At 65.8% G+C, this 20,682-nt stretch carries 17 protein-coding genes and 2 pseudogenes; 9 read left to right on the top strand and 10 right to left on the bottom strand.

What is annotated here, in order from left to right; translation table 11 throughout:
- Positions 1-23 precede the first annotated feature (23 nt).
- From FCN77_RS13735 to FCN77_RS13725, 3 genes and pseudogenes are all read left to right on the top strand, one after another.
- Positions 24-992, top strand: coding sequence for an ABC transporter ATP-binding protein (locus FCN77_RS13735; RefSeq protein ID WP_137322716.1), 969 nt, complete (start codon positions 24-26; stop codon positions 990-992).
- Positions 989-1,746: pseudogene (locus FCN77_RS13730) on the top strand (ABC transporter permease). Before FCN77_RS13735 ends, FCN77_RS13730 begins: the two are co-directional and overlap by 4 nt.
- Positions 1,747-1,753: 7 nt before the next feature.
- Complete coding sequence (locus tag FCN77_RS13725) at positions 1,754-2,698, top strand: heme A synthase (protein ID WP_137322715.1); 945 nt, start codon at positions 1,754-1,756, stop codon at positions 2,696-2,698.
- Positions 2,699-3,034: 336 nt separating this feature from the next.
- Here the strand turns inward: FCN77_RS13725 and FCN77_RS13720 are convergent, their stop codons facing one another.
- Positions 3,035-3,994 (bottom strand): heme o synthase, encoded by a 960-nt coding sequence (locus tag FCN77_RS13720; RefSeq protein WP_137322714.1) that lies wholly within the window; start codon positions 3,992-3,994, stop codon positions 3,035-3,037.
- A gap of 438 nt (positions 3,995-4,432) precedes the next feature.
- On the opposite strand from FCN77_RS13720, the pseudogene tkt reads away from it, so the two are divergent.
- The 6 genes and pseudogenes from tkt (at position 4,433) to pgl (ending at position 12,693) form a co-directional block, all read left to right on the top strand.
- A pseudogene (gene tkt, locus FCN77_RS13715) lies at positions 4,433-6,549 on the top strand (transketolase).
- Between the two features lie 60 nt (positions 6,550-6,609).
- Positions 6,610-7,725, top strand: a complete 1,116-nt coding sequence (gene tal / locus FCN77_RS13710) for a transaldolase (RefSeq protein ID WP_137322713.1) — start codon at positions 6,610-6,612, stop codon at positions 7,723-7,725.
- Positions 7,726-7,731: 6 nt separating this feature from the next.
- Entirely contained in the window at positions 7,732-9,369 is a 1,638-nt protein-coding gene (locus FCN77_RS13705) for a glucose-6-phosphate isomerase (protein WP_137322712.1), read from the top strand.
- Between the two features lie 15 nt (positions 9,370-9,384).
- Complete coding sequence (zwf, locus tag FCN77_RS13700) at positions 9,385-10,947, top strand: glucose-6-phosphate dehydrogenase (protein WP_137322711.1); 1,563 nt, start codon at positions 9,385-9,387, stop codon at positions 10,945-10,947.
- The gene (locus FCN77_RS13695) at positions 10,944-11,885 is read left to right on the top strand and encodes a glucose-6-phosphate dehydrogenase assembly protein OpcA (protein ID WP_137322710.1); all 942 of its coding nucleotides are present in this window, start codon (positions 10,944-10,946) and stop codon (positions 11,883-11,885) included. The genes zwf and FCN77_RS13695 overlap by 4 nt, the downstream gene beginning before the upstream one ends.
- Entirely contained in the window at positions 11,875-12,693 is an 819-nt protein-coding gene (gene pgl / locus FCN77_RS13690) for a 6-phosphogluconolactonase (protein WP_137322709.1), read from the top strand. Before FCN77_RS13695 ends, pgl begins: the two co-directional genes overlap by 11 nt.
- Here pgl and FCN77_RS13685 read toward each other — a convergent pair.
- From FCN77_RS13685 to rapZ, 9 genes are all read right to left on the bottom strand, one after another.
- Positions 12,664-13,038 carry an RNA polymerase-binding protein RbpA gene (locus FCN77_RS13685; protein WP_137322708.1) on the bottom strand — a complete coding sequence of 125 codons (375 nt, stop codon included), beginning with the start codon at positions 13,036-13,038 and terminating at the stop codon, positions 12,664-12,666. The genes pgl and FCN77_RS13685 overlap by 30 nt on opposite strands.
- A gap of 151 nt (positions 13,039-13,189) precedes the next feature.
- On the bottom strand, positions 13,190-13,447 hold the full coding sequence (gene secG / locus FCN77_RS13680) for a preprotein translocase subunit SecG (RefSeq protein ID WP_137322707.1): 258 nt from the start codon (positions 13,445-13,447) through the stop codon (positions 13,190-13,192).
- Positions 13,448-13,496: 49 nt separating this feature from the next.
- Complete coding sequence (gene tpiA, locus FCN77_RS13675; protein WP_137322706.1) at positions 13,497-14,312, bottom strand: triose-phosphate isomerase; 816 nt, start codon at positions 14,310-14,312, stop codon at positions 13,497-13,499.
- Between the two features lie 82 nt (positions 14,313-14,394).
- Complete coding sequence (gene pgk, locus FCN77_RS13670; RefSeq protein WP_137322705.1) at positions 14,395-15,621, bottom strand: phosphoglycerate kinase; 1,227 nt, start codon at positions 15,619-15,621, stop codon at positions 14,395-14,397.
- A 10-nt stretch (positions 15,622-15,631) separates the two neighbouring features.
- Complete coding sequence (gene gap, locus FCN77_RS13665; RefSeq protein WP_137322704.1) at positions 15,632-16,642, bottom strand: type I glyceraldehyde-3-phosphate dehydrogenase; 1,011 nt, start codon at positions 16,640-16,642, stop codon at positions 15,632-15,634.
- Between the two features lie 275 nt (positions 16,643-16,917).
- Entirely contained in the window at positions 16,918-17,541 is a 624-nt protein-coding gene (locus tag FCN77_RS13660) for a superoxide dismutase (RefSeq protein ID WP_137322703.1), read from the bottom strand.
- 190 nt (positions 17,542-17,731) lie between these two features.
- Complete coding sequence (gene whiA / locus FCN77_RS13655; protein ID WP_011691931.1) at positions 17,732-18,712, bottom strand: DNA-binding protein WhiA; 981 nt, start codon at positions 18,710-18,712, stop codon at positions 17,732-17,734.
- Positions 18,713-18,721: 9 nt separating this feature from the next.
- A complete protein-coding gene (yvcK, locus tag FCN77_RS13650) occupies positions 18,722-19,741 on the bottom strand; it encodes a uridine diphosphate-N-acetylglucosamine-binding protein YvcK (protein ID WP_137322702.1) in 1,020 nt (339 codons plus the stop codon).
- Entirely contained in the window at positions 19,741-20,664 is a 924-nt protein-coding gene (gene rapZ, locus FCN77_RS13645) for an RNase adapter RapZ (protein ID WP_137322701.1), read from the bottom strand. Before rapZ ends, yvcK begins: the two co-directional genes overlap by 1 nt.
- Positions 20,665-20,682: the final 18 nt, after the last annotated feature.

Here is a 20,682-nt window from a genome sequence, read left to right as displayed (position 1 = left end):
ACTACATCCCGTAGAATGTTTTGGTGCGATCTCCCGATTCCCCCGTCCTGTCCATCACCGGACTCATTAAGGACGTAGGCCCGCTGGCCTCCCTTGACGGCAAGATGCTCCGGGTTGTCAGTGGCGTTTCCCTGGCCGCCGAACGGGGACAGGTCACAGCCCTGCTTGGCGCTAACGGCGCGGGTAAGACTACCACCATCGAATGCGCGCAGGGACTCCAGCGCCGGAGCGGGGGCACCGTCTCCCTACTGGGCCAGGATCCCGATACGGCAGGGGCCTCGCTCCGCTCCCGCGTAGGGGTCATGCTGCAGGACGGCGGATTGCCGCCGTCGGCCCGGCCCATTCCGTTGCTGAGGCATATCGCCGGAATGTACCAGGACCCGTGGCCGGTTGATGAGCTGATCGAGCGCCTTGGCATCAACACGTTCAGCAGGACCAATGTGCGGCGGCTCTCGGGCGGGCAGAAGCAGCGGCTGGCACTGGCCGCGGCCCTGGTGGGCAACCCCGAGGTCCTGTTCCTTGACGAACCGAGCGCCGGCCTTGACCCGCAGTCACGCCAACTTGTGTTCCAGCTGATCACGGAACTGCGCGACGCCGGCATGGGGATCGTCCTGACCACCCACCTCATGGACGACGCCCAGCGGCTGGCTGACTACGTCTACATCATTGACGCCGGCCGCAACGTCGCCGAGGGCACGGTGGCGCAACTGCTGCAGCGGCACCTCAGCCCGGGCTCCGCCCAGGAACACATCCGGACCCTGCTCTTCGAGGCGCGGCCGGGCCTGGACTTCACCGGTGTCCTGCCCGCCGCCGTCGACGTCCGGGAGACGCGGTCCGGGAGCTACGAAGCAACCGGCGCCCTGACGCCGGAGGACCTGGCAGCGCTGACGGCCTGGTGGGCCGCGCACGGCGTCATGCCGGGCTCAATGAGTCTTGAGGCCCGGAGCTTGGAAGACGTATTTTTGGACATTTCGGGAAGGGAGATCCGATGAGCCGGGTTCTAGGCAGCACTCCTGCCCCGCTGCACCGCCGCATTCTGCTCCAGGGCAAGTATGAGGCGCTCACCATGCTCCGGAACGGCGAGCAGCTCATCCTCGCCGTCGTCCTGCCCCTGCTGGCCCTAGTAGGGCTCACCGTCACGCCGCTGCTGGACGGGCTCGGCAGCAGCCGGGTAAATGTCGCAGTGCCCGGCATCCTCGCCCTCTGCGCCATGTCCACAGCGTTTACGGGCCAGGGTATCTCCACCGGCTTCGACCGCCGCTACGGGGTGCTTCGTTTCCTGTCCACCACGCCCCTGGGCCGCACCGGGCTGATCGCAGGCAAGATCCTGGCCGTCCTGGCGGTGCTGGTGCTGCAGGTGCTGGTGGTGGGCGCGGTTGCCTTCGCACTTGGCTGGCAGCCGACGCCGGCGGGCTGGCTTCCGGCGGTGGTGCTGCTGGTTTTGGGCGCGGCTGCCTTCACCGCCCTCGGGCTGCTGGTGGCGGGAACCGTCCGCCCCGAGGCGACGCTGGCCATCACCAACCTCCTGTGGATCCTGCTGGGGGCCCTCGGCGGGATCGTCCTTCCCGCCGAACGGCTGCCGGGACCGGCCCAGCAGCTGGTCCATTTCCTCCCCTCGGGGCCCTTGGTGAGGCCCTCCGGGATGCGTTCCTCGAGGGCACCCTCAATGGGGGCGCCGCCCTTATCCTGCTGCTGTGGACGGCGATCGCCGGGGCAGCAGCCATCCGTTGGTTCAAGTGGAATTGAGTAAACCGTGAGTACGGCTCCGCGCCTCCCCCAAATTCTCGGACGGATGACGTCCAAGCTGCCCGTCACAGTCGATGCGACCGTGCGCAGGCTGGCCGTCCTGTCCCTCATCGGGCAGACAGTGCTGGTTGTGACCGGAGGGGCCGTCCGCCTCACTGCATCCGGGCTCGGCTGCCCCACCTGGCCCCGCTGCACGGACGTGTCCCTGGTCAACACGCCGGAAATGGGCATCCATGGCTTCATCGAGTTCGGCAACCGGCTGCTGACGTTTGCCCTCGCCGCCATTGCCGCGCTCATGCTGGTCTACCTGTGGAACCTCCGCAAGGAACGCCGGGACCTCTTCCTCCTGGCCCTCGGCCTGCTGGCCAGCATCCCGGCGCAGGCCATAATCGGCGGCATTACGGTGCTCACCCAGCTCAACCCGTGGGTTGTGGGACTCCACTTCCTCGTCTCAATGGCGCTCGTCGTTCTTGCCACACTCCTGGTCAACCGGGCCTATGGCCGCACGGGGCGGTTTCCCGCCGTCGCGCTTCCCGCCCTGTCGGGTTCCGCACGGCCGGTGATGGCCGCCGTCGCGCTCTTTTCCGCCATTGCGGTGACCCTGGGGGTGGTGGTCACCGGGGCCGGCCCGCATGCCGGCGATGCCGACGCCCCGAGGAACGACCTGGACTGGGACCTGTTCTCCCATATTCACGCCGTGCCCGCCTACCTTGTAACCGCCGGGGCACTGTTCGGCGTGTTCCTGGTTTTTCGGGACCGGATCACGGGCCCGTTCCGCAACGCCGTGCTGCTGCTGCTTGGCGTCACGCTGCTGCAGGCGGCCATCGGCTTCACGCAGTACTACAACGGCATTCCCGCGCTCCTGGTGGGCGCCCACATGCTGGGAGCCGCGCTGCTCATGAGCGCCGCGACGAACGCCGCGGACCTGGCCCGCTTCAGCCCGGTCAAGTAGAAAGAGACCGGCAACACGGCAGTTCAAGCACGTCACATAGTACAGAGCCAACAAGCAGCACAGCCCCGAGATATGCACCCCGGCCGGCAAAGGCCGGGGTGCCTCTCTTTGCCCCTTTCCCGGATGCTCCGTCAGATCCCGTGCACTTTTCCCGGATGCTCTCTCAGTTCCTGTGCACTTTTCCCGGATGCTCTCTCCCGCCGGCAAAAGGAACGCTCCCCCACGCAGTGAGAGAGCGTTGCCGAATCCGTTGCGAAAGCTGAGAGAGCGTTGGCCGTTTTGCCGCAGGATGTGAGAGAGCGTCCTAAGGGGTGCGGTAGTTGCGGGGCTGAGGGGTTAGCCCATGATGGCCGGGCCAACGAAGGGGTCGACGGCGAGTGCAATAAATAGCAGGGTCAGGTAGCTGATGGAGCCGTGGAAGACTTTCATCGCGCCCTTGTTGGACACGTCGCCACCCTGGGCACGGTTGTACAGGGCGTGCGATTCGTAGAGGAACCAGGCACCGGCGAGAACGGCGGTGATGGTGTACACCCAGCCCGCGCCCCCGGCCGGGACCATGAGCAGCGAGCACACGACCATGGCCCAGGCGTAGAGGACAACCTGCACCGAAACGACCTTGGCTCCGGCAATGGCGCCGAGCATGGGCACATTGGCGTTGCGGTAGTCCTCGCCGTACCGCATGGAGAGCGGCCAGTAGTGCGGCGGGGTCCAGAGGAAGATGACCATAAACAGGACGATGGCCGGCCACTCCACGGTGTTGGTGACGGCAGCCCAGGCAATCAGGACCGGGAAGCACCCTGCCGCGCCGCCCCAGACAATGTTCTGGGCCGTACGGCGCTTGAGGATCATCGTGTAAATGACCACGTAGAAGACGATGGCGCCGAGGCCAAGCCAGGCCGAAAGCGGGTTCGCGCCGAACCAGAGGATCGCGATGGCGGCGGCGCCCAGCAGCCAGGAGAACACAAGGGCTTCGCGCGGTGTGACCTCACCGGTGACGAGGGGGCGTTTTTCCGTCCGGTGCATCAGTTTGTCGATGTCGCGGTCGATGTAACAGTTGAAGGCACCGGCACTGCCCGCGGCGAAGGCTCCGCCGACGAGGGTTGCCAGGATCAGGCCGATGGAGGGGAACCCGCGTTCGGCGTAGATCATAGTGGGCAGCGTGCTGACCAGGAGCAGCTCGATGACCCGGGGTTTCGTGAGAGCGAGGTAGGCCTTGGCTTTGCGGGCTATTCCGATTTTTCCGGGGAGCCGGGAGGCGTTCAGCGGCGTATCTGTTGTGCTCACGGTGGCAGTCACTCTGTTCTGTCTGGCTGTTCAGTCCGGCTGGTTCTCGCAACGGCGGGGGCCCAACGTGGGTCCGCTCCCTCCGGCGGTGGCCTCCGAATATCATACCGTGGCTCTCCGGCCTCCCGGGCCTCCGCAATTCCGGTACGTTAACTGATCCTCACGGCGTCCGGGCCACGCAGTGATTCATATAAGGAAAATTCAGTCCACTTAGTGAGATATACGCTGACCAGCCAGTGGAATGGGGCTAAGCTGTTGAGCAGATCAGCACGCAAGGAATGCCAATGGAACGCGCATTCCCGGAACTTCATACGCGACTGAATGATAGATCAACGTTTCAATGGTGAACGGCTGGTACACACTGCAGCGGGCGCCATTAACGCGCCCTGCTCCGGCCTGTCCGTACCACCTGCCGTCAGCACAGAGAGGGGCCCGGTTTTCGTGCCACATTTGGAAGAGCAAGAACTGTCATGGACCAGTTTGGACCAGAAGGCTGTGGACACTGTCCGGGTCCTGGCCGCTGACGCGGTCGAAAAAGTAGGCAACGGCCACCCCGGCACCGCCATGAGCCTTGCCCCGGCCGCATACCTTCTCTTCCAGAAGCTGATGCGCCACGACCCGAAGAACCCGGACTGGATCGGCCGTGACCGGTTCGTCCTCTCCCCGGGCCACACGTCCCTGACGCTGTACATTCAGCTGTTCCTCTCCGGCTACGGCCTGGAGCTGAAGGACCTGCAGGCTTTGCGGACCTGGGGTTCGCTGACTCCGGGGCACCCGGAGTACAAGCACACTGCCGGTGTGGAGATCACCACCGGCCCGCTGGGCCAGGGCTTGGCGTCCGCGGTCGGGTTCGCGTATTCCCAGCGCCGGATGCGCGGCCTGTTCGACGCCGACGCCGCCGAGGGTACGTCCCCGTTCGACCACACCGTCTGGGTTATTGCCTCCGACGGGGACCTGCAGGAAGGCGTGACGTCCGAGGCGTCCTCGCTTGCCGGCCACCAGGAACTGGGCAACCTCGTGGTGGTGTACGACGAGAACCACATCAGCATCGAAGACGACACCGACATCGCCTTCACCGAAGACGTCCTGGCGCGTTACGAGGCCTACGGCTGGCACACCCAGCGCGTGGACTGGACCAGGACGGGCGAATACGTCGAAGACGTCCAGGAACTCTACGCCGCGCTGCTCGCCGCGAAGGCTGAGACCTCCAAGCCGTCGATCATTTCGCTGCGGACCATCATCGGCTACCCGGCGCCGAAGAAGCAGAACACCGGCAAGATCCACGGTTCGGCCCTTGGCGCCGAGGAAGTCGCTGCCCTGAAGCAGGTCCTGGGCTTCGACCCGGCCCGGACCTTCCAGGTCGACGAGGACGTCCTGGCGCACGCCCGCGAAGTCGTGGAACGCGGCGCCGCGGCCCGCACCGAATGGCAGTCCGGCTTTGAAGCCTGGCAGGCCGCCAACCCGGAGAACGCCGCCCTGCTCGAGCGCATCGAGGCCAAGAAGCTCCCCGTCGAGCTCGACGCCGCCCTCCCGGTCTTCGAAGCCGGCAAGGACGTCTCCACCCGTGCCGCCTCGGGCAAGGTCCTGAACGCGATCGGACCGGTCCTGCCCGAACTCTGGGGCGGATCGGCCGACCTTGCCGAGTCCAACAACACCACCATCGAGGGCTCCCCCTCGTTCATCCCGGCCTCACGCTCCACCGAAGCCTGGAAGGGCAACCCGTACGGCCGGGTGCTGCACTTCGGCATCCGCGAGCACGCCGCGGCGTCGATCGTGAACGGCATCGCCCTGCACGGCCGGACCCGGGCGTTCTCCGGCACGTTCCTGATCTTCTCCGACTACCAGCGCCCGGCCATCCGCCTCGGCGCGCTGATGGGTGTCCCGTCCCTGTATGTCTGGACGCACGACTCCATTGGCCTGGGCGAAGACGGCCCCACCCACCAGCCGGTGGAGCAGCTCGCCACCCTGCGCGCCATCCCGGGCCTGGACGTGGTCCGCCCCGGCGACGCGAACGAGGTCGCCGCCGCGTGGAAGACCATGTTGGAAAACCACGAGAACCCTGCAGGCATCGTCCTGACCCGGCAGAACATCCCCACCTACGCCCGCGGTGAAGGCGACGCAGAAGGCGACACCTTCGGTGCCGTGTCCGGCGTCGCGAAGGGCGGCTACGTCCTCGCCGAAGCGTCCAAGGACGGCAAGACCGCCGAGGCCCAGGTCATCCTGATCGGCACCGGGTCCGAGGTCCAGCTGGCCGTGCACGCCCGCGAAGCCCTCCAGTCCGAAGGCATTCCCACCCGTGTGGTGTCCATGCCCTGCGTCGAGTGGTTCAACAAGCAGGACGCCGCGTACCGCGACACCGTGCTCCCCCGGCCATCAAGGCACGCGTGTCCGTTGAGGCCGGCCTGGCCCTGGGCTGGCGCGAATTCGTCGGCGACGCCGGACGCTCCATCAGCCTCGAGCACTTCGGCGCCTCGGCCGACTACAAGCGCCTCTTCCAGGAATTCGGCATCACTGCAGAAGCAGTCGCCGCCGCGGCGAAGGACTCCCTCGCCAGCCTCTCCAACTGATCCACCAAGGTTCCGGGGGACCCCGTCCCCCGGAACCCCCTGACTTCAAGGAGTTTTGACATGACTACCCCCACACAGCAGCTCTCCGACGCCGGCGTCTCGATCTGGCTCGATGACCTCTCCCGCGGCCGCCTGCAGACCGGCACGCTGCGCAAGCTCATCGAAGAGAAGAACGTCGTTGGTGTCACCACCAACCCGTCCATCTTCCACGCCGCCATCACCTCCGGCACGGATTACGACGCCGTCATCGCAGCCCAGGCCGCGGCCGGTGCCACCGTTGAAGAGACCGTCTTCGAAATCACCACCACCGATGTGGCCGACGCCTGCGATCTGTTCGCACCCGTCGCCGCCGCGACCAAGGGTATTGACGGCCGCGTCTCCATCGAGGTGGACCCCCGCCTCGCCTGGGACACCGCAGGCACCATCGCCGAGGCCAAGCACCTGTACAAGAAGGTCAACAAGGACAACGTCCTGATCAAGATCCCGGCAACCCTTGAAGGCCTTGAGGCCATCACGGCCACCCTGGCCGAGGGCATCAGCGTCAACGTGACCCTGATCTTCTCGCTCGAGCGCTACCGTGCGGTCATTAACGCCTTCCAGTCAGGCCTGGAGCAGGCCAAGGACAACGGCCACGACCTCTCCAGGATCCACTCCGTTGCCTCGTTCTTCGTCTCCCGCGTGGACGCCGAAATCGACAAGCGCCTCGACGGCATCGGCACCGACGAAGCGAAGGCACTCAAGGGCAAGGCCGGACTGGCCAACGCACGCCTGGCCTACCAGGTCTACGAGGAACTGTTCTCCACCGAACGCTGGGCCCTGCTGGCCGAGGCCGGCGCGCTCCCCCAGCGTCCGCTGTGGGCCTCCACCGGCGTGAAGGACCCGGCCTACCCGGACACCCTCTACGTCACCGAACTCGTCGCACCCGGCGTGGTCAACACCATGCCGGAAAAGACCCTCGACGCCACGTTCGACCACGGCACCGTCACGGGCGACACCGTCACCGGCACCTACACCGACGCCAACGCCACCCTCGACGCCCTGGAAGCGCTTGGCATTTCCTACAACGACGTCGTGGCACTGCTTGAGTCCGAGGGCCTGGACAAGTTCGTGGCCAGCTGGAAGGAACTCCTGGGCGACGTCGAAGGCGCCCTGGCCTCTGCACGGAAGGCTTCCTAACCCACCATGAGCACACTCAGCTACGACGCCACCGGGGCAGCCCGGCAGGCACTTGAGCAGCACCTCCCCGCCCTGCTGGAGGACCGCATTGCCACCAGGATCTTCGCAAAGGACCATACCCTTTGGGGTCCTGACGCCGAGCAGGAATCCGCTGTCCGGCTCGGCTGGGTGGAGGCTGCCAGTGTCTCCCAGCCCCTGGTGGGCCCGATCCTGGAACTCCGCGACGCCCTGAGGGCCGAAGGCGTTACGCGCATCGTCCTCTGTGGAATGGGCGGTTCCTCGCTGGCCCCTGAGGTCATCGCGGGCACCGCTGGCGTCGAGCTGACTGTGCTTGACAGCACCGACCCTGAACAGGTCGGTGCCGCCTTGGCGGACCGGCTTGCCGAGACAGCCATCGTGGTCTCGTCGAAGTCCGGTTCCACGGTGGAGACCGACTCGCAGCGCCGGATCTTCGAGCAGGCCTTCACCGATGCCGGTGTGGATGCCAAGAGCCGCATCATCATCGTCACCGACCCGGGCTCACCCTTGGACAAGGCCTCCCGCGAGGCCGGTTACCGGGCCGTGTTCAACGCCGACCCCAACGTCGGCGGACGGTTCTCCGCGCTGACCGCGTTCGGCCTGGTCCCCTGCGGGCTGGCCGGCGTCGATATCCAGGCATTCCTGGACGAGGCCGAAGAAGCAGCCGAAATCCTCAACGAGGACGCCCCCGAGAACATCGGCCTCGCCCTTGGCACGGCCCTGGGCGGCACCAGCCCGCTGCGCAACAAGATCGTCATCGTTGAAGACGGATCCGGGATCGTGGGCTTCGCCGACTGGGCGGAACAGCTGATCGCCGAATCCACCGGCAAACTGGGCACCGGAGTACTGCCGGTCGTGGCGGGCCCGTCAGCACCGGAGGTCACCTCCGGAGCGGCGGACATCCTGGTGGTGCGGCTGGTTGCGGCCGACGCCGATGATGTGCAGCTGGGCGAAAACGAGGTTGCCATTGCCGGCGGCCTGGCGACTCAGATGATGGTGTGGGAGTTCGCGACGGCGGTAGCCGGACGGCTGCTGGGCATCAACCCGTACGACCAGCCCGACGTCGAAGCCGCCAAGGTGGCAGCCCGGGGACTGTTGGACGCCCAGCCGGAGCCGACGCCCGCCAACTTTATGGATGACGCCATCGAGGTCCGCGGCGGCGACTGGCTGGGAGATGCCACGACGGCGTCTGCCGCCGTCTCCGCGTTGCTAGCGCAGCTCGCAGACGACAGCTACCTCAGCGTCCAGGCCTACTTCGACAGGCTGGCCTACGCACCACTTGAAGGCGTCCGCGACCAGCTCGCGGCTGTCAGCGGACGTCCGGTGACATTTGGATGGGGCCCCCGCTTCCTCCACTCGACCGGCCAGTTCCACAAGGGCGGGCCCGCCATCGGTGTCTTCCTTCAGGTCACTGCAGCGTCCGCCGTCGACCTTTCGATTCCGGAGCGGCCGTTTACCTTCGGTGAGCTGATCTCGGCGCAGGCGGCCGGTGACGCCCAGGTCCTCAGCGACCACGGACGTCCGGTCCTCCGCCTGCACCTCACGGACCGTGCGGCCGGCGTCAAGCAGCTGCAGGACATTGTTTCAGCGCTCGCCGGCCAGGCAGCATCCCACACTGAAAGCTAAGGCACCGAAGCAACCATGCCAGAAACTGAAAACGGCAGCAGGAAGTCAGCAGGGCGGGGCCGCAACCCGTTGAGGGACCCGCGGGACCGCCGGCTGAACCGCATCGCCGGTCCCTCCTCCCTGGTCCTCTTCGGGGTGACCGGTGACCTTGCCCGCAAGAAGCTCATGCCGGCCGTGTATGACCTGGCCAACCGTGGCCTGTTGCCACCGAGTTTTGCCCTGGTGGGCTTCGCCCGGCGGCATTGGGCCAACGAGGACTTCGCCGCCGAGGTGAAGGCTGCGGTCATGGCCTACGCCCGCACTCCGTTCGACGAGGCAGTGTGGAACCAGCTCTCCGAGGGCATCCGGTTTGTCCAGGGAGAGTTCGACGACGACGACGCCTTTGAGCGGCTCGGCGACACGATGGACGAACTGGACGCCCAGCGCGGAACGCGCGGCAACCATGCGTTCTACCTGTCCATCCCGCCCAAGGCGTTCGAACTGGTTTGCCGGCAGCTGTCCAAGCATGGACTGGCGCAGGCCGAAGGCGACAAGTGGCGCCGTGTGGTCATCGAGAAGCCGTTCGGGCACGACCTGGAGTCGGCCCGGCAGCTCAATGACATCGTCGAGTCGGTCTTCCCGCCGGACGCCGTGTTCCGGATCGACCACTACCTGGGCAAGGAAACGGTCCAGAACATCCTGGCCCTGCGCTTTGCCAACCAGTTGTTCGAGCCGCTGTGGAACGCCAACTATGTGGACCACGTCCAGATCACCATGGCCGAGGACATCGGCACCGGTGGCCGGGCGGGCTACTACGACGGTGTGGGCGCGGCCCGCGACGTGATCCAGAACCACCTGCTCCAGCTCCTGGCGCTGACGGCCATGGAGGAACCCATTTCCTTCAACGCGGATGACCTTCGTGCCGAGAAGGAAAAGGTCCTGGCTGCGGTCAAGCTCCCGGAGGACCTGTCCACCCACTCGGCGCGCGGGCAGTTCGCCGGCGGCTGGCAGGGCGGCGAGCAAGTGCTCGGTTACCTGGAAGAGGAGGGCATTCCGGCCGACTCCACCACCGAGACCTATGCGGCGATCCGCGTGGACATCCACACCCGCCGGTGGTCCGGTGTGCCGTTCTACCTGCGTGCCGGCAAGCGGCTGGGTCGCCGTGTGACCGAGATCGCGGTGGTGTTCAAGCGCGCGCCGAACCTGCTGTTCCGTGATCACGGCGAGGACGACTTCGGCCAGAACGCCGTGGTGATCCGGGTGCAGCCGGACGAGGGTGCCACGATCCGGTTCGGGTCCAAGGTTCCCGGTACGCAGATGGAAGTCCGCGACGTGACCATGGACTTCGGCTACGGGCACTCGTTTACGGAGTCCAGCCCGGAGGCCTATGAACGGCTCATCCTCGATGTGCTGCTGGGCGAGCCGCCGCTGTTCCCGCGGCACGCGGAAGTGGAACTGTCCTGGAAGATCCTGGACCCCTTTGAAGACTACTGGGCAAGCCTTGGTGAACAGCCGGAGCCTTACGCGCCCGGAAGCTGGGGCCCTGCCTCCGCCGACGAGCTCCTTGCCCGTGACGGACGAACCTGGAGAAGGCCATGATCGTAGATCTTCCCGACACAACCACCTCGAAAATCTCCAAGAAGATCATGTCCCTGCGCGAGCAGGGCGGCGTGATCGCCCTTGGCCGGGTGCTGACCCTGGTGGTGGTCACCAAGTCCGGGCTGGAAGAGGAGGCCATCGAAGCGGCCAACGAAGCCAGCCGGGAACACCCCTGCCGGATCATCGTCCTGGCGGATGCGGGCGCCAAGGCCCCCACCCGGCTCGATGCCCAGATCCGCGTGGGCGGCGACGCCGGTGCCTCCGAAGTGATTGTGCTCCGCGGGTATGGGGAACTTGCTGAGGAAAGCGAGTCCCTGGTTGCCGCTCTGTTGCTTCCGGATGCACCGATCGTGGCCTGGTGGCCGCACGGTGCCCCCAAGAGCGCGTGCGAAACGTCCATTGGCCGGATCGCGCACCGCCGGATCACCGACTCGGCCAACGAGGAGGACCCGCAGCGGGCCCTGGACAACATCCGGAACACCTACAAGGCCGGCGACACCGACCTGGCCTGGACCCGCCTCACCAACTGGCGTATCCAGCTCGCTGCCGTGCTGGACCAGGTGGACTCCTCCCCCGTTACCGCCGTCGCCGTGGAAGGTGCCTCGGACTCCCCCAGCACCCTGCTCCTGGCGGCCTGGCTGACGCTGTCCCTGGACGCCCCGGTCACCATCGTGGCAGACCCGGCCGGGACCGGCATCCGCCGCGTCCGGCTGAGCCGTGCCAGCGGCGACGTCCAGCTGTTCCGGCCGGGACTGTCCGTGGCCGAACTGACCCAGCCCGGACAGCCGGCGCAGCGCATTTCGCTGCCGCGCCGCAGCCTCCGGGACTGCCTCGCCGAGGAACTGCGGCGCCTCGATCCCGACGAAGTGTTCGGTGAAGTGATTACCATTGGACTGCCCCGTACAAACCTAAGGAGTGTCCGTCCCAGTGAGCGCTGATCCCAGAGTAAGCATCCACCCTGACTCATCCGTCCTGATGGCCGCCATCGCGGCCCGCCTCATCACCAAGCTCGTGGATGTGCAGGACCAGCACGGTGAGGCGACGGTGGTGCTTACAGGCGGCACCGTGGGCATTGGAACGCTCAAGGCGGTCGCTGACTCCGCGGCTGCCCCGGCCGTGAACTGGTCCAAGGTTAACTTCTGGTGGGGCGACGAGCGCTTTGTCGGCAGCAAGGACCAGGACCGCAACACGCTCCAGGCACACGAAGCTCTCCTGTCGCATATTCCAGTGGATCCGAACCGCGTGCATGAGCCGGCATCAACGGATGACTTCGAAACTCCGGAGGATGCGGCAGCTGACTATGCACGGCGCCTGAGCGAGGCCGCGGCCGCGGAACACGCGGCTGACATGTCGGATAACCGGCCGGAGCACCCGGGCAAGCTTCCGCGGTTCGACGTGGTCCTGCTCGGCGTCGGCCCGGACGCCCACGTGGCCTCGCTCTTCCCGGAGCAGGCGGGCATCCGCGAGAAGGAGCTTACTGTGGTGGGTGTCCGGAATTCTCCCAAGCCGCCGCCGGCGCGGATTTCCCTTACCCTGCCTGCCATCAACACAGCGAGCGAAGTGTGGATGGTCGTGGCCGGCGAGGACAAGGCAGGGGCGGTTGGACTGGCCCTGGCCGGCGCGAATCCGGTCCAGGTTCCGGCATCAGGACCGGCCGGACGTTCCAAGACCCTGTGGCTGATCGACGAGAATGCCGCCGCGCGTGTTCCGGAGCAGCTAGTCCGCAAAGGTCCCGCGGGCTCTTAGTCTTTCCAGCGCTCCAGCCAGCACGTCTTCGGCGTCCTGGCTGGAGCGCCGTTCTTTAACGTACTCAAGATGGCTCTTGTATCCCTCTTCGGCGTGGTGCGGCTCTTCCGGTGACTCATCCCGTGTTGCGCTGCCGCCGCACCGGCGGCAGTCCCACACAGCCGGGATCTGGTCTTCCGGGAGCTTAATGAAAACAGGCCGCGTCTCGTGTCCTTTGGCGCACCAATAGGAAACACGAATACGCGGCAACCGTTCACCGACGACGTCGTTTGGCTGGATTTTGGGGGCGGAGCCTTCTATCGCACCAACCCGGGTTCCCCGAAATCCTGAAGTAGCATGCACCATCGGGAACTCCTGGCTACTCGACTGACGGACTGTTTCAAATCAACAGCCACAGTTTAGTGTGGAGTTCCCGACGGCAGCAGGGCCATTAGTACCGGAAGTGCAAATTCCGGGAAATTTCCGGGCCGGTCAAATTTCCGGGACGGAGACTGTTTTAGGAGTCCCCGCCGGAGGAAAAGCGCATCAGCAGGCCAAGGGCGATGATGACAACTCCCCAGGTGACGCCAAGGATGATCGTAAACCGGTTCAGGTTCCGTTCCGCAACGCCGGAGGAGCTAAGGCCTGAGCTCATGCCTCCGCCGAACATGTCCGACAGACCGCCGCCCCGTCCCTTGTGGAGCAGGATGAGCAGCGTCAGCAGGAGGCTGGTGATGCCCAGGAGGATCTGCAGAATGACATGAAGAACGTCCACGACGGCCTTTCAGAAGTTGATGATTGCGGGGGTCACGCCTGTGTCCGGACTAATCCGTCAGCAGGTGACTCTCGAACCTGACAATATTAGCAAACTCAGCGGGATCGAGGCTTGCGCCTCCCACCAACACGCCGTCGACGTCGCGCTCGTTGAGGATGGCCGCCACGTTGTTGGCCTTGACCGAACCGCCGTAGAGGAGCCGGACCTTGGCAGCGACGTCGTCGCCGAACAGCGTGACAAGCTCCGCCCGGATGGCGGCGCACATTTCCTGGGCGTCCTCCGGACCTGCGACTTCGCCGGTGCCGATGGCCCAGACGGGCTCGTAGGCAACCACGAGTTCTGCGGCGTCCTCGGCGCTGAGGCCCTCGACGTCGGCGCGGAGCTGGTCCAGCGTGTGCTGCACGTGCGTGCCGGCCTGGCGGATCTCGAGGCCTTCGCCCACGCAGAGCACCGGCGTGACGCCGTGCCGGTAGGCTGCCTTGACCTTGGCGTTGAGGACTTCGTCCGACTCGTTGTGGATGGTGCGGCGTTCGCTGTGGCCGACCAGGGCGTACTTGCAGCCGAGTTTGTTCAGGAACTGGCCGGAGATGTCACCGGTATAGGCGCCCGAATCGAACTGGGAAAGGTCCTGGCCGCCGTAGACGACCTCCAGCTCATCGCCCTGGACCAGGGTCTGGACGCCGCGCAGGTCGGTGAACGGAGGAAAAACAGCAACTTCCGCGCGGCTGTAGTCATGCTTGGCGTCGGACAGGGTCCAGGCCAGTTTCTGCAGCAGCGTGATGCCCTGGACGTGGTCCATGTTCATCTTCCAGTTGCCGGCAATGAGGGGCGTGCGGTCGAATTTGCCATTCGTTGACGTAGTCACGTGTTCTCCAAAAGTGCTTGTCATGTGAACAGCCGGCAGGGCGCCCGAGTTCTTAGGACGGGCGCCCTGCCGGCTGGAGGGTCTAGCGGTCCAGGACGCTGAGTCCCGGCAGTTCCTTGCCTTCGAGGTACTCCAGGCTGGCGCCGCCACCCGTGGAGATGTGGCCAAACTGGTCGTCAGCGAAGCCCAGGGTCCGGACGGCGGCTGCGGAGTCGCCGCCGCCAACCACGGTAAACGCATCGGCTTCGGTGAGCGCCTGCGCGATGGCACGGGTGCCGGCGGCGAAGGCTTCGAATTCGAAGACGCCCATGGGTCCGTTCCAGAAAACCGTCTTGGCACCCTTGATCCGGTTGGCGAATGCTGTTGCCGACTCGGGCCCGATGTCCAGGCCGATGCCCTGCGCCCCGAAGCTGCTGCTTTCGATGGCGTCGGCGCCGACCGTTTCGTGGTCTGCGTCGGCGGCGAACTTGCCGGCCACCACAACGTCGGTGGGCACCACGAATTCAGTGCCGGCGTCGGCTGCCCGCTTCAGGTAGTCCTGGACTACGGGGATCTGGTCTTCTTCGAGCAGGCTGCCGGCCACCTTGTGGCCCGCTGCGGCGAGGAAGGTGAACAGCATGCCGCCGCCCACCAGAATGGTGTCCGCCTTGCCGAGAAGGTTGTCGATCACAGCGAGCTTGTCGGAGACCTTGGAGCCGCCGAGGACCACGACGTAAGGCCGCTGGGTGTCGGTAGTGAGCTTGCGCAGCACTTCGACCTCGGTGTGCACCAGGTCGCCCTGGTAGGACGGCAGCCGGGTGGCGACGTCGTACACGCTGGCGTGCTTGCGGTGGACGGCGCCGAAGGCATCGTCCACATACGCGCCGTTATCCCCGGTCAGGGCCACCAGTTCGTCCGCGAAGGCGCCGCGTTCGGCGTCGTCCTTGCTGGTCTCGCGGGCGTCGAACCGGACGTTTTCCAGGACCAGCACTTCGCCGTCCTGCAGCGAAGCGGCAAGCTCCTTCGACGAGGGGCCGACTGTGTCGGCGGCGAGGGTGACCTTGAACGGGGCCAGTTCGGCCAGCCGCGTAATGGCAGGCTTGAGGGAGTACTTTTCCTCCGGAGCGCCCTTGGGGCGTCCGAGGTGGGCTGTGACCAGCACGCGGGCACCGGCGTCCGTGAGCTTCGTCAGTACTGGCAGGGAGGCCTTGATGCGGCCATCGTCAGTCACTTCAGAGCCGTCGAGCGGCACATTCAGGTCACTTCTGACCAGAATGTACCGCCCGCGGACACCATCAGCGATCAGTTCGTTGAGGGTGTGGAATGTCATGTGTCTAACCCTAGCCCAGCTTGGATGCGACGAGCTCCGTGAGGTCGACAAGCCGGTTCGAGTAGCCCCATTCGTTGTCATACCAGGAAACAACCTTGACCTGGTTGCCAATGACCTTGGTCAGTCCTGAGTCGAAGATGGAGGATGCGGGGTCGCCAACGATGTCGGAGGAGACGATCGGCTCATCCGTGTAGGTCAGGAAGCCCTGGAGTGCCTCGGACTCAGACGCCTTCTTCAGTGCTGCGTTGACTTCCTCAACGGTGGTCTCGCGGGAAACGGTGACCGTAAGGTCGGTTGCGGAGCCGGTGGGGACCGGTACGCGGATGGCGTAGCCGTCCAGCTTGCCCTTGAGCTCCGGAAGGACCAGGCCGATGGCCTTGGCCGCACCGGTGGAAGTGGGGACCATGTTGATCGCTGCGGCGCGGGCGCGCCGGAGGTCGTTGTGCGGGCCGTCCTGCAGGTTCTGGTCGGCCGTGTAGGCGTGAATCGTGGTCATGAGACCGCGTTCGATGCCGAATTCGTCGTTGATCACCTTGGCCAGCGGGCCGAGGCAGTTCGTGGTGCAGGACGCGTTGGAGATGATGTTGTGGGCTGCGGGGTCGTACAGCTCGTGGTTCACGCCCATCACGATGGTGATGTCCTCGTCGGAGGCCGGTGCGGAGATCAGGACCTTCTTGGCGCCGGCGTCGATGTGCTTCTGCGCTGCGGCGGCCTTGGTGAAGAAACCGGTGGACTCGATGACGATGTCAACGTTCAGGTCAGCCCAGGGGAGGTTGGCCGGATCGCGCTCGGCGAGAACCTTGATGACGTTGCCGTTGACAACGATGTTTCCGTCCTTGACCTCAACAGTTTCCTTGAGGCGGCCGCCGACGGAGTCGTACTTGAGCAGGTGGGCCAGCGCCTCGGGGCTGGTGAGGTCGTTGACGGCAACGATCTCAAGGTCCGCACCCTGTGCGAGTGCAGCACGGAAGTAATTGCGGCCAATGCGGCCAAAGCCGTTGATACCAATACGGGTCGTCACTTTTTTAGTCTCCTTGGTGCTTGTAGAAGCACAACTAGTTAAGCGGGCGTTCAAGCCAACTAACAGATCCCGCACGCCATTGGGCAGAGATGATTACCAGATCGGAGGGCGACCAGCCACATTGCTGAAGGCTAACCGCCTTCCGTGATCCATCTTACGTTTAAGAAGGTCTGCCCCCGCAAGTGCGGGGGCAGACCGTCCACGATTCGGCCCGAAACGGCCCAAATGTGAAGTTTGTTACACGTGGATGTCTTCCACGTCACAGCTGAACGGTATTACAGGGTAATGAGGCCCGTTGCGTTCTTGCGTGCACCGTCGAAGCGCTTGGCGACGTCGGCCCAGTTCACGATGTTCCAGAAAGCCTTGACGTAGTCGGCCTTGACGTTGACGTAGTCCAGGTAGAAGGCGTGCTCCCACATGTCGAGCATCAGCAGCGGGGTGGTGCCAAGTGCGACATTGCCCTGCTGATCGTAGAGCTGCTCGATGACGAGGTTTCCGCCGATGGGCTCGTAGGCCAGGAAGCCCCAGCCGGAACCCTGCAGGCCGAGTGCTGCGGCGGTGAACTGCGCACGGAAGGCGTCGAAGGAACCGAAGGCGTCGTCGATGGCTGCTGCCAGCTCACCCTCGGGCTTGTCTCCGCCGTCCGGGGACAGGTTGTTCCAGAATACGGAGTGGTTGACGTGGCCGCCGGTGTGGAAGGCGAGGTCCTTCGAAAGGCGGTTGATGTTGGCGAAGTCGCCCTTGTCGCGTGCCTCGGCCAGCTGGGCCAGGGCGTTGTTGGCGCCAGCCACGTAGGCAGCGTGGTGCTTGCTGTGGTGCAGCTCCATGATGCGTGCGGAGATGTGGGGCTCCAGCGCTGCGTAGTCGTAGCTGAGTTCTGGCAGTACGTACTCGGTCACAAAATCCTCCAATGTCGTGGACAGGTTGTCCGGTTTGGTAACTCTCGGATTGTGCATCCGGATGACGGGTCACCCGGAAATCTATGGGGACGGGCTCCCTGCACGGCGGTGCTCCCAGGTGGTCCCAAGGGTCACAACCGCGGGCTGCCGCAAGGTATTTCCGTCACCGGTCTCGATTCTAGGGGCGCCGCTACTCGTCCAGCATTTCCGGCGTCACATTGGCCTCGGTCCCGGGAATCCCCAGGTCCAGGGCCCGCTTGTCCGCCATGGCCAGGAGCCTGCGGATCCTGCCGGCGATGGCGTCCTTGGTCATGGGCGGATCAGCCAGCCGGCCCAGCTCATCCAGGCTCGCCTGCTTGTGGGCGACGCGGAGCTCGCCGGCGTACTTCAGGTGGTCCGGGACGTCATCGCCCAGGATCTCCAGGGCGCGGTCCACCCGGGCGCCGGCTGCCACGGCAGCCTGGGCAGAACGGCGCAGGTTGGCGTCGTCGAAGTTGGCGAGCCGGTTGGCCGTTGCCCGGACCTCCTTGCGCATGCGGCGCTCTTCCCAGACCATCAGTGCGTCGTGCGCACCCATCCGGGTGAGCAGGGCCGCGATGGTATCCCCGTCCCGGATGACCACGCGGTCCACTCCCCTGACTTCGCGGGCCTTGGCCTGGATCCCGAGGCGGCGGGCGGCACCGACCAGGGCAAGGGCCGACTCCGGTCCGGGGCACGTGACCTCCATCGCGGAGGACCTCCCCGGCTCGGTGAGGGACCCGTGGGCCAGGAACGCACCGCGCCATACGGCCTCGGCGTCGGCGGCCGAGCCGTTAACCACCGCTGACGGCAGGCCGCGCACGGGGCGGCCGCGGGCGTCCAGCAGCCCGGTCTGGCGGGCCAGGGCCTCGCCATCGCGCACCACCCGCACCACGTAGCGGTTGCCGCGGCGGAGGCCGCCGCCGGAGACGACGATGATCTCGCTCTGGTGGCCGTAGACCTCCGCGATGGCGGCCCGCAGCCGGCGCGCGGTGGAGGCGAGGTCAACCTCGGCTTCGATGACGATCCGGCCCGAGATAATGTGCAGGCCGCCGGCGAAGCGCAGCATTGCGGAGACTTCAGCCTTGCGGACCGAGGACTTCTTTATGTCCAGGCGGGACAGTTCTTCCTTGACTGATGATGTCAGTGCCATGGCACCTTCCTAACTGTTCCCGAAAATATCGTGGTACGCCGTTGCCAGACGCAGGGGGTCGTGGATCGGACGGCGGCTCGACGCCCCTACTTTACCCAAGACCACCTCGGCACCGAGCATCCCCGCGGCCCGTTTGAACTCCTCAACGTCCGGCACGGACACGGGGTCGGCAAGGACGACGTCGATGCTGAAGTCGGGTGCGTAAGTCCGCAGTACATGCAGGTGGTCGGCGGCGGACATCCCCGACGTCTCCTTGGTGTCCGTGGCCAGGTTCATGGTCAGGCACCGTTTGGCGGGGGTGTCCGAAAGCGCCTGCCGCATTTCCGGCAGCAGGAGGTGCGGCAGTACGGAGGTGTACCAGGAGCCGGGGCCCAGGATGACCCAGTCGGCCAGCTCGATGGCGGTCAGCGCTTCGGTGCACGCAGGAGCCGACTCCGGCAGGAGCCGGACGCTCTCCAGCGAACCCGCCACCGCGCATTTGGCCTGGCCCCTCACGGTCTCCAAGGTGTAGCTGCCGTCAGGGCCGGGCACCCGGACATCGCCTTCGATGGTCAGCGGCACGCTGGACATGGGAAGGACCTGGCCGCGGGCACCCAGGAGGGCGCCGGCCCATTTCAGGCCGCCGACAGTGTCGCCCAGCAGCTCCCAGAGGGTGACGATGAGCAGGTTCCCCATGGCGTGGTCGTCAAGTGAACCGCCGCGGCCCTCCCCCGGCTGGAAGCGGTGCTGCATGACGTCCCGCCAGGTCCTGCCCCAGTCGGTGTCGTCACAAAGTGCCGTGAGTGCCATCCGCAGGTCGCCGGGCGGGAGGACACCGTACTCCTCGCGGAGACGCCCGGAAGAGCCGCCGTCGTCCGCGACGGTGACGATGGCGGTCAACTCGGAGGTCAGCAGTCTTAGGGCGGACAGTGAAGCTGAGAGTCCGTGGCCCCCGCCGAGGGCGACGACGGACGGACCTTTGTCCAGCTGTCCACCGCTGGTGCCGCCCGCCGGCGGAACCAGGGGCAGAGGCCCGGTAAGCAGCCCCATTACTCGCGGCCCAGATCCCGGTGGGTGGTGGTGACTGTAACGCGCGGGTACTGTGCCAGCTTCTTCGACAGCTCCATGGCCACCGCCACTGAACGGTGCTTGCCGCCGGTGCATCCGACCGCGATGGTGGCGTAGTGCTTGTTCTCCCGGCGATACCCGTCCAGGACAGGTTCAATGGCGAGCACGTACCGGTCCACGAAGCTCTTGACCCCTTCGGCCTCCAGGACGTAATCGCTGACGTCCTTGTCCAGTCCGGTGTGCGGACGAAGCTGCGGCACCCAGTGCGGGTTCGGAATGAAGCGGGCGTCGACAACGAAATTGGCGTCCACCGGCAGCCCGTACTTGAACCCGAAGCTCATGACGTTCAGCCGCAGGGCAACGGGGCCGGTCTCGCTGAACAGCTCGGTGATGGCCGTGGCCAGCGCGTGGACGTTGAACTCTGAGGTGTCCAGGACGATGTCAGCGGAATCACGGAGTTCATGCAGCAGCTCCCGCTCCGCGGCGATGCCGTCGAGGATACGCCCGCCCTCCTGGAGCGGGTGCGGACGGCGGCCCTGCTCGAAGCGCCGCACCAGGACGCCGTCGTTGGCGTCGAGGAACAGGACGCGGAACATCACACCGCTGGCTTCGAGGGTCTTGAGGGCCGTCCTGATGTCCGTGAAGAGTGCCTTGCTGCGGACGTCCACCACCACCGCGAGCTTGGGAATCGACTGCGGGGCGTGGGACACCAGTTCAGCCAGGGTGCCAAGCATCTGCGGCGGAAGGTTCTCAACGACGTACCAGCCATGGTCTTCGAGGGCGTCCGCAGCGGTACTGCGGCCTGCCCCGGACATCCCCGTCACCACGAGCAGTTCCGCTTCAACGGGCTTGACGGGCGTCATGCCGTCCTGGTCCGGTTCGGATCCTGCCGTTGACTCTGCCATCAGTAAAGCCCCATTCCT

It is taken from the genome of Arthrobacter sp. 24S4-2, assembly GCF_005280255.1.
In the GTDB taxonomy this organism is placed as follows: domain Bacteria; phylum Actinomycetota; class Actinomycetes; order Actinomycetales; family Micrococcaceae; genus Arthrobacter.
The sequence above is the reverse complement of the archived record's forward strand: the minus strand, read 5'-3'. Positions and strand labels throughout refer to the sequence as shown.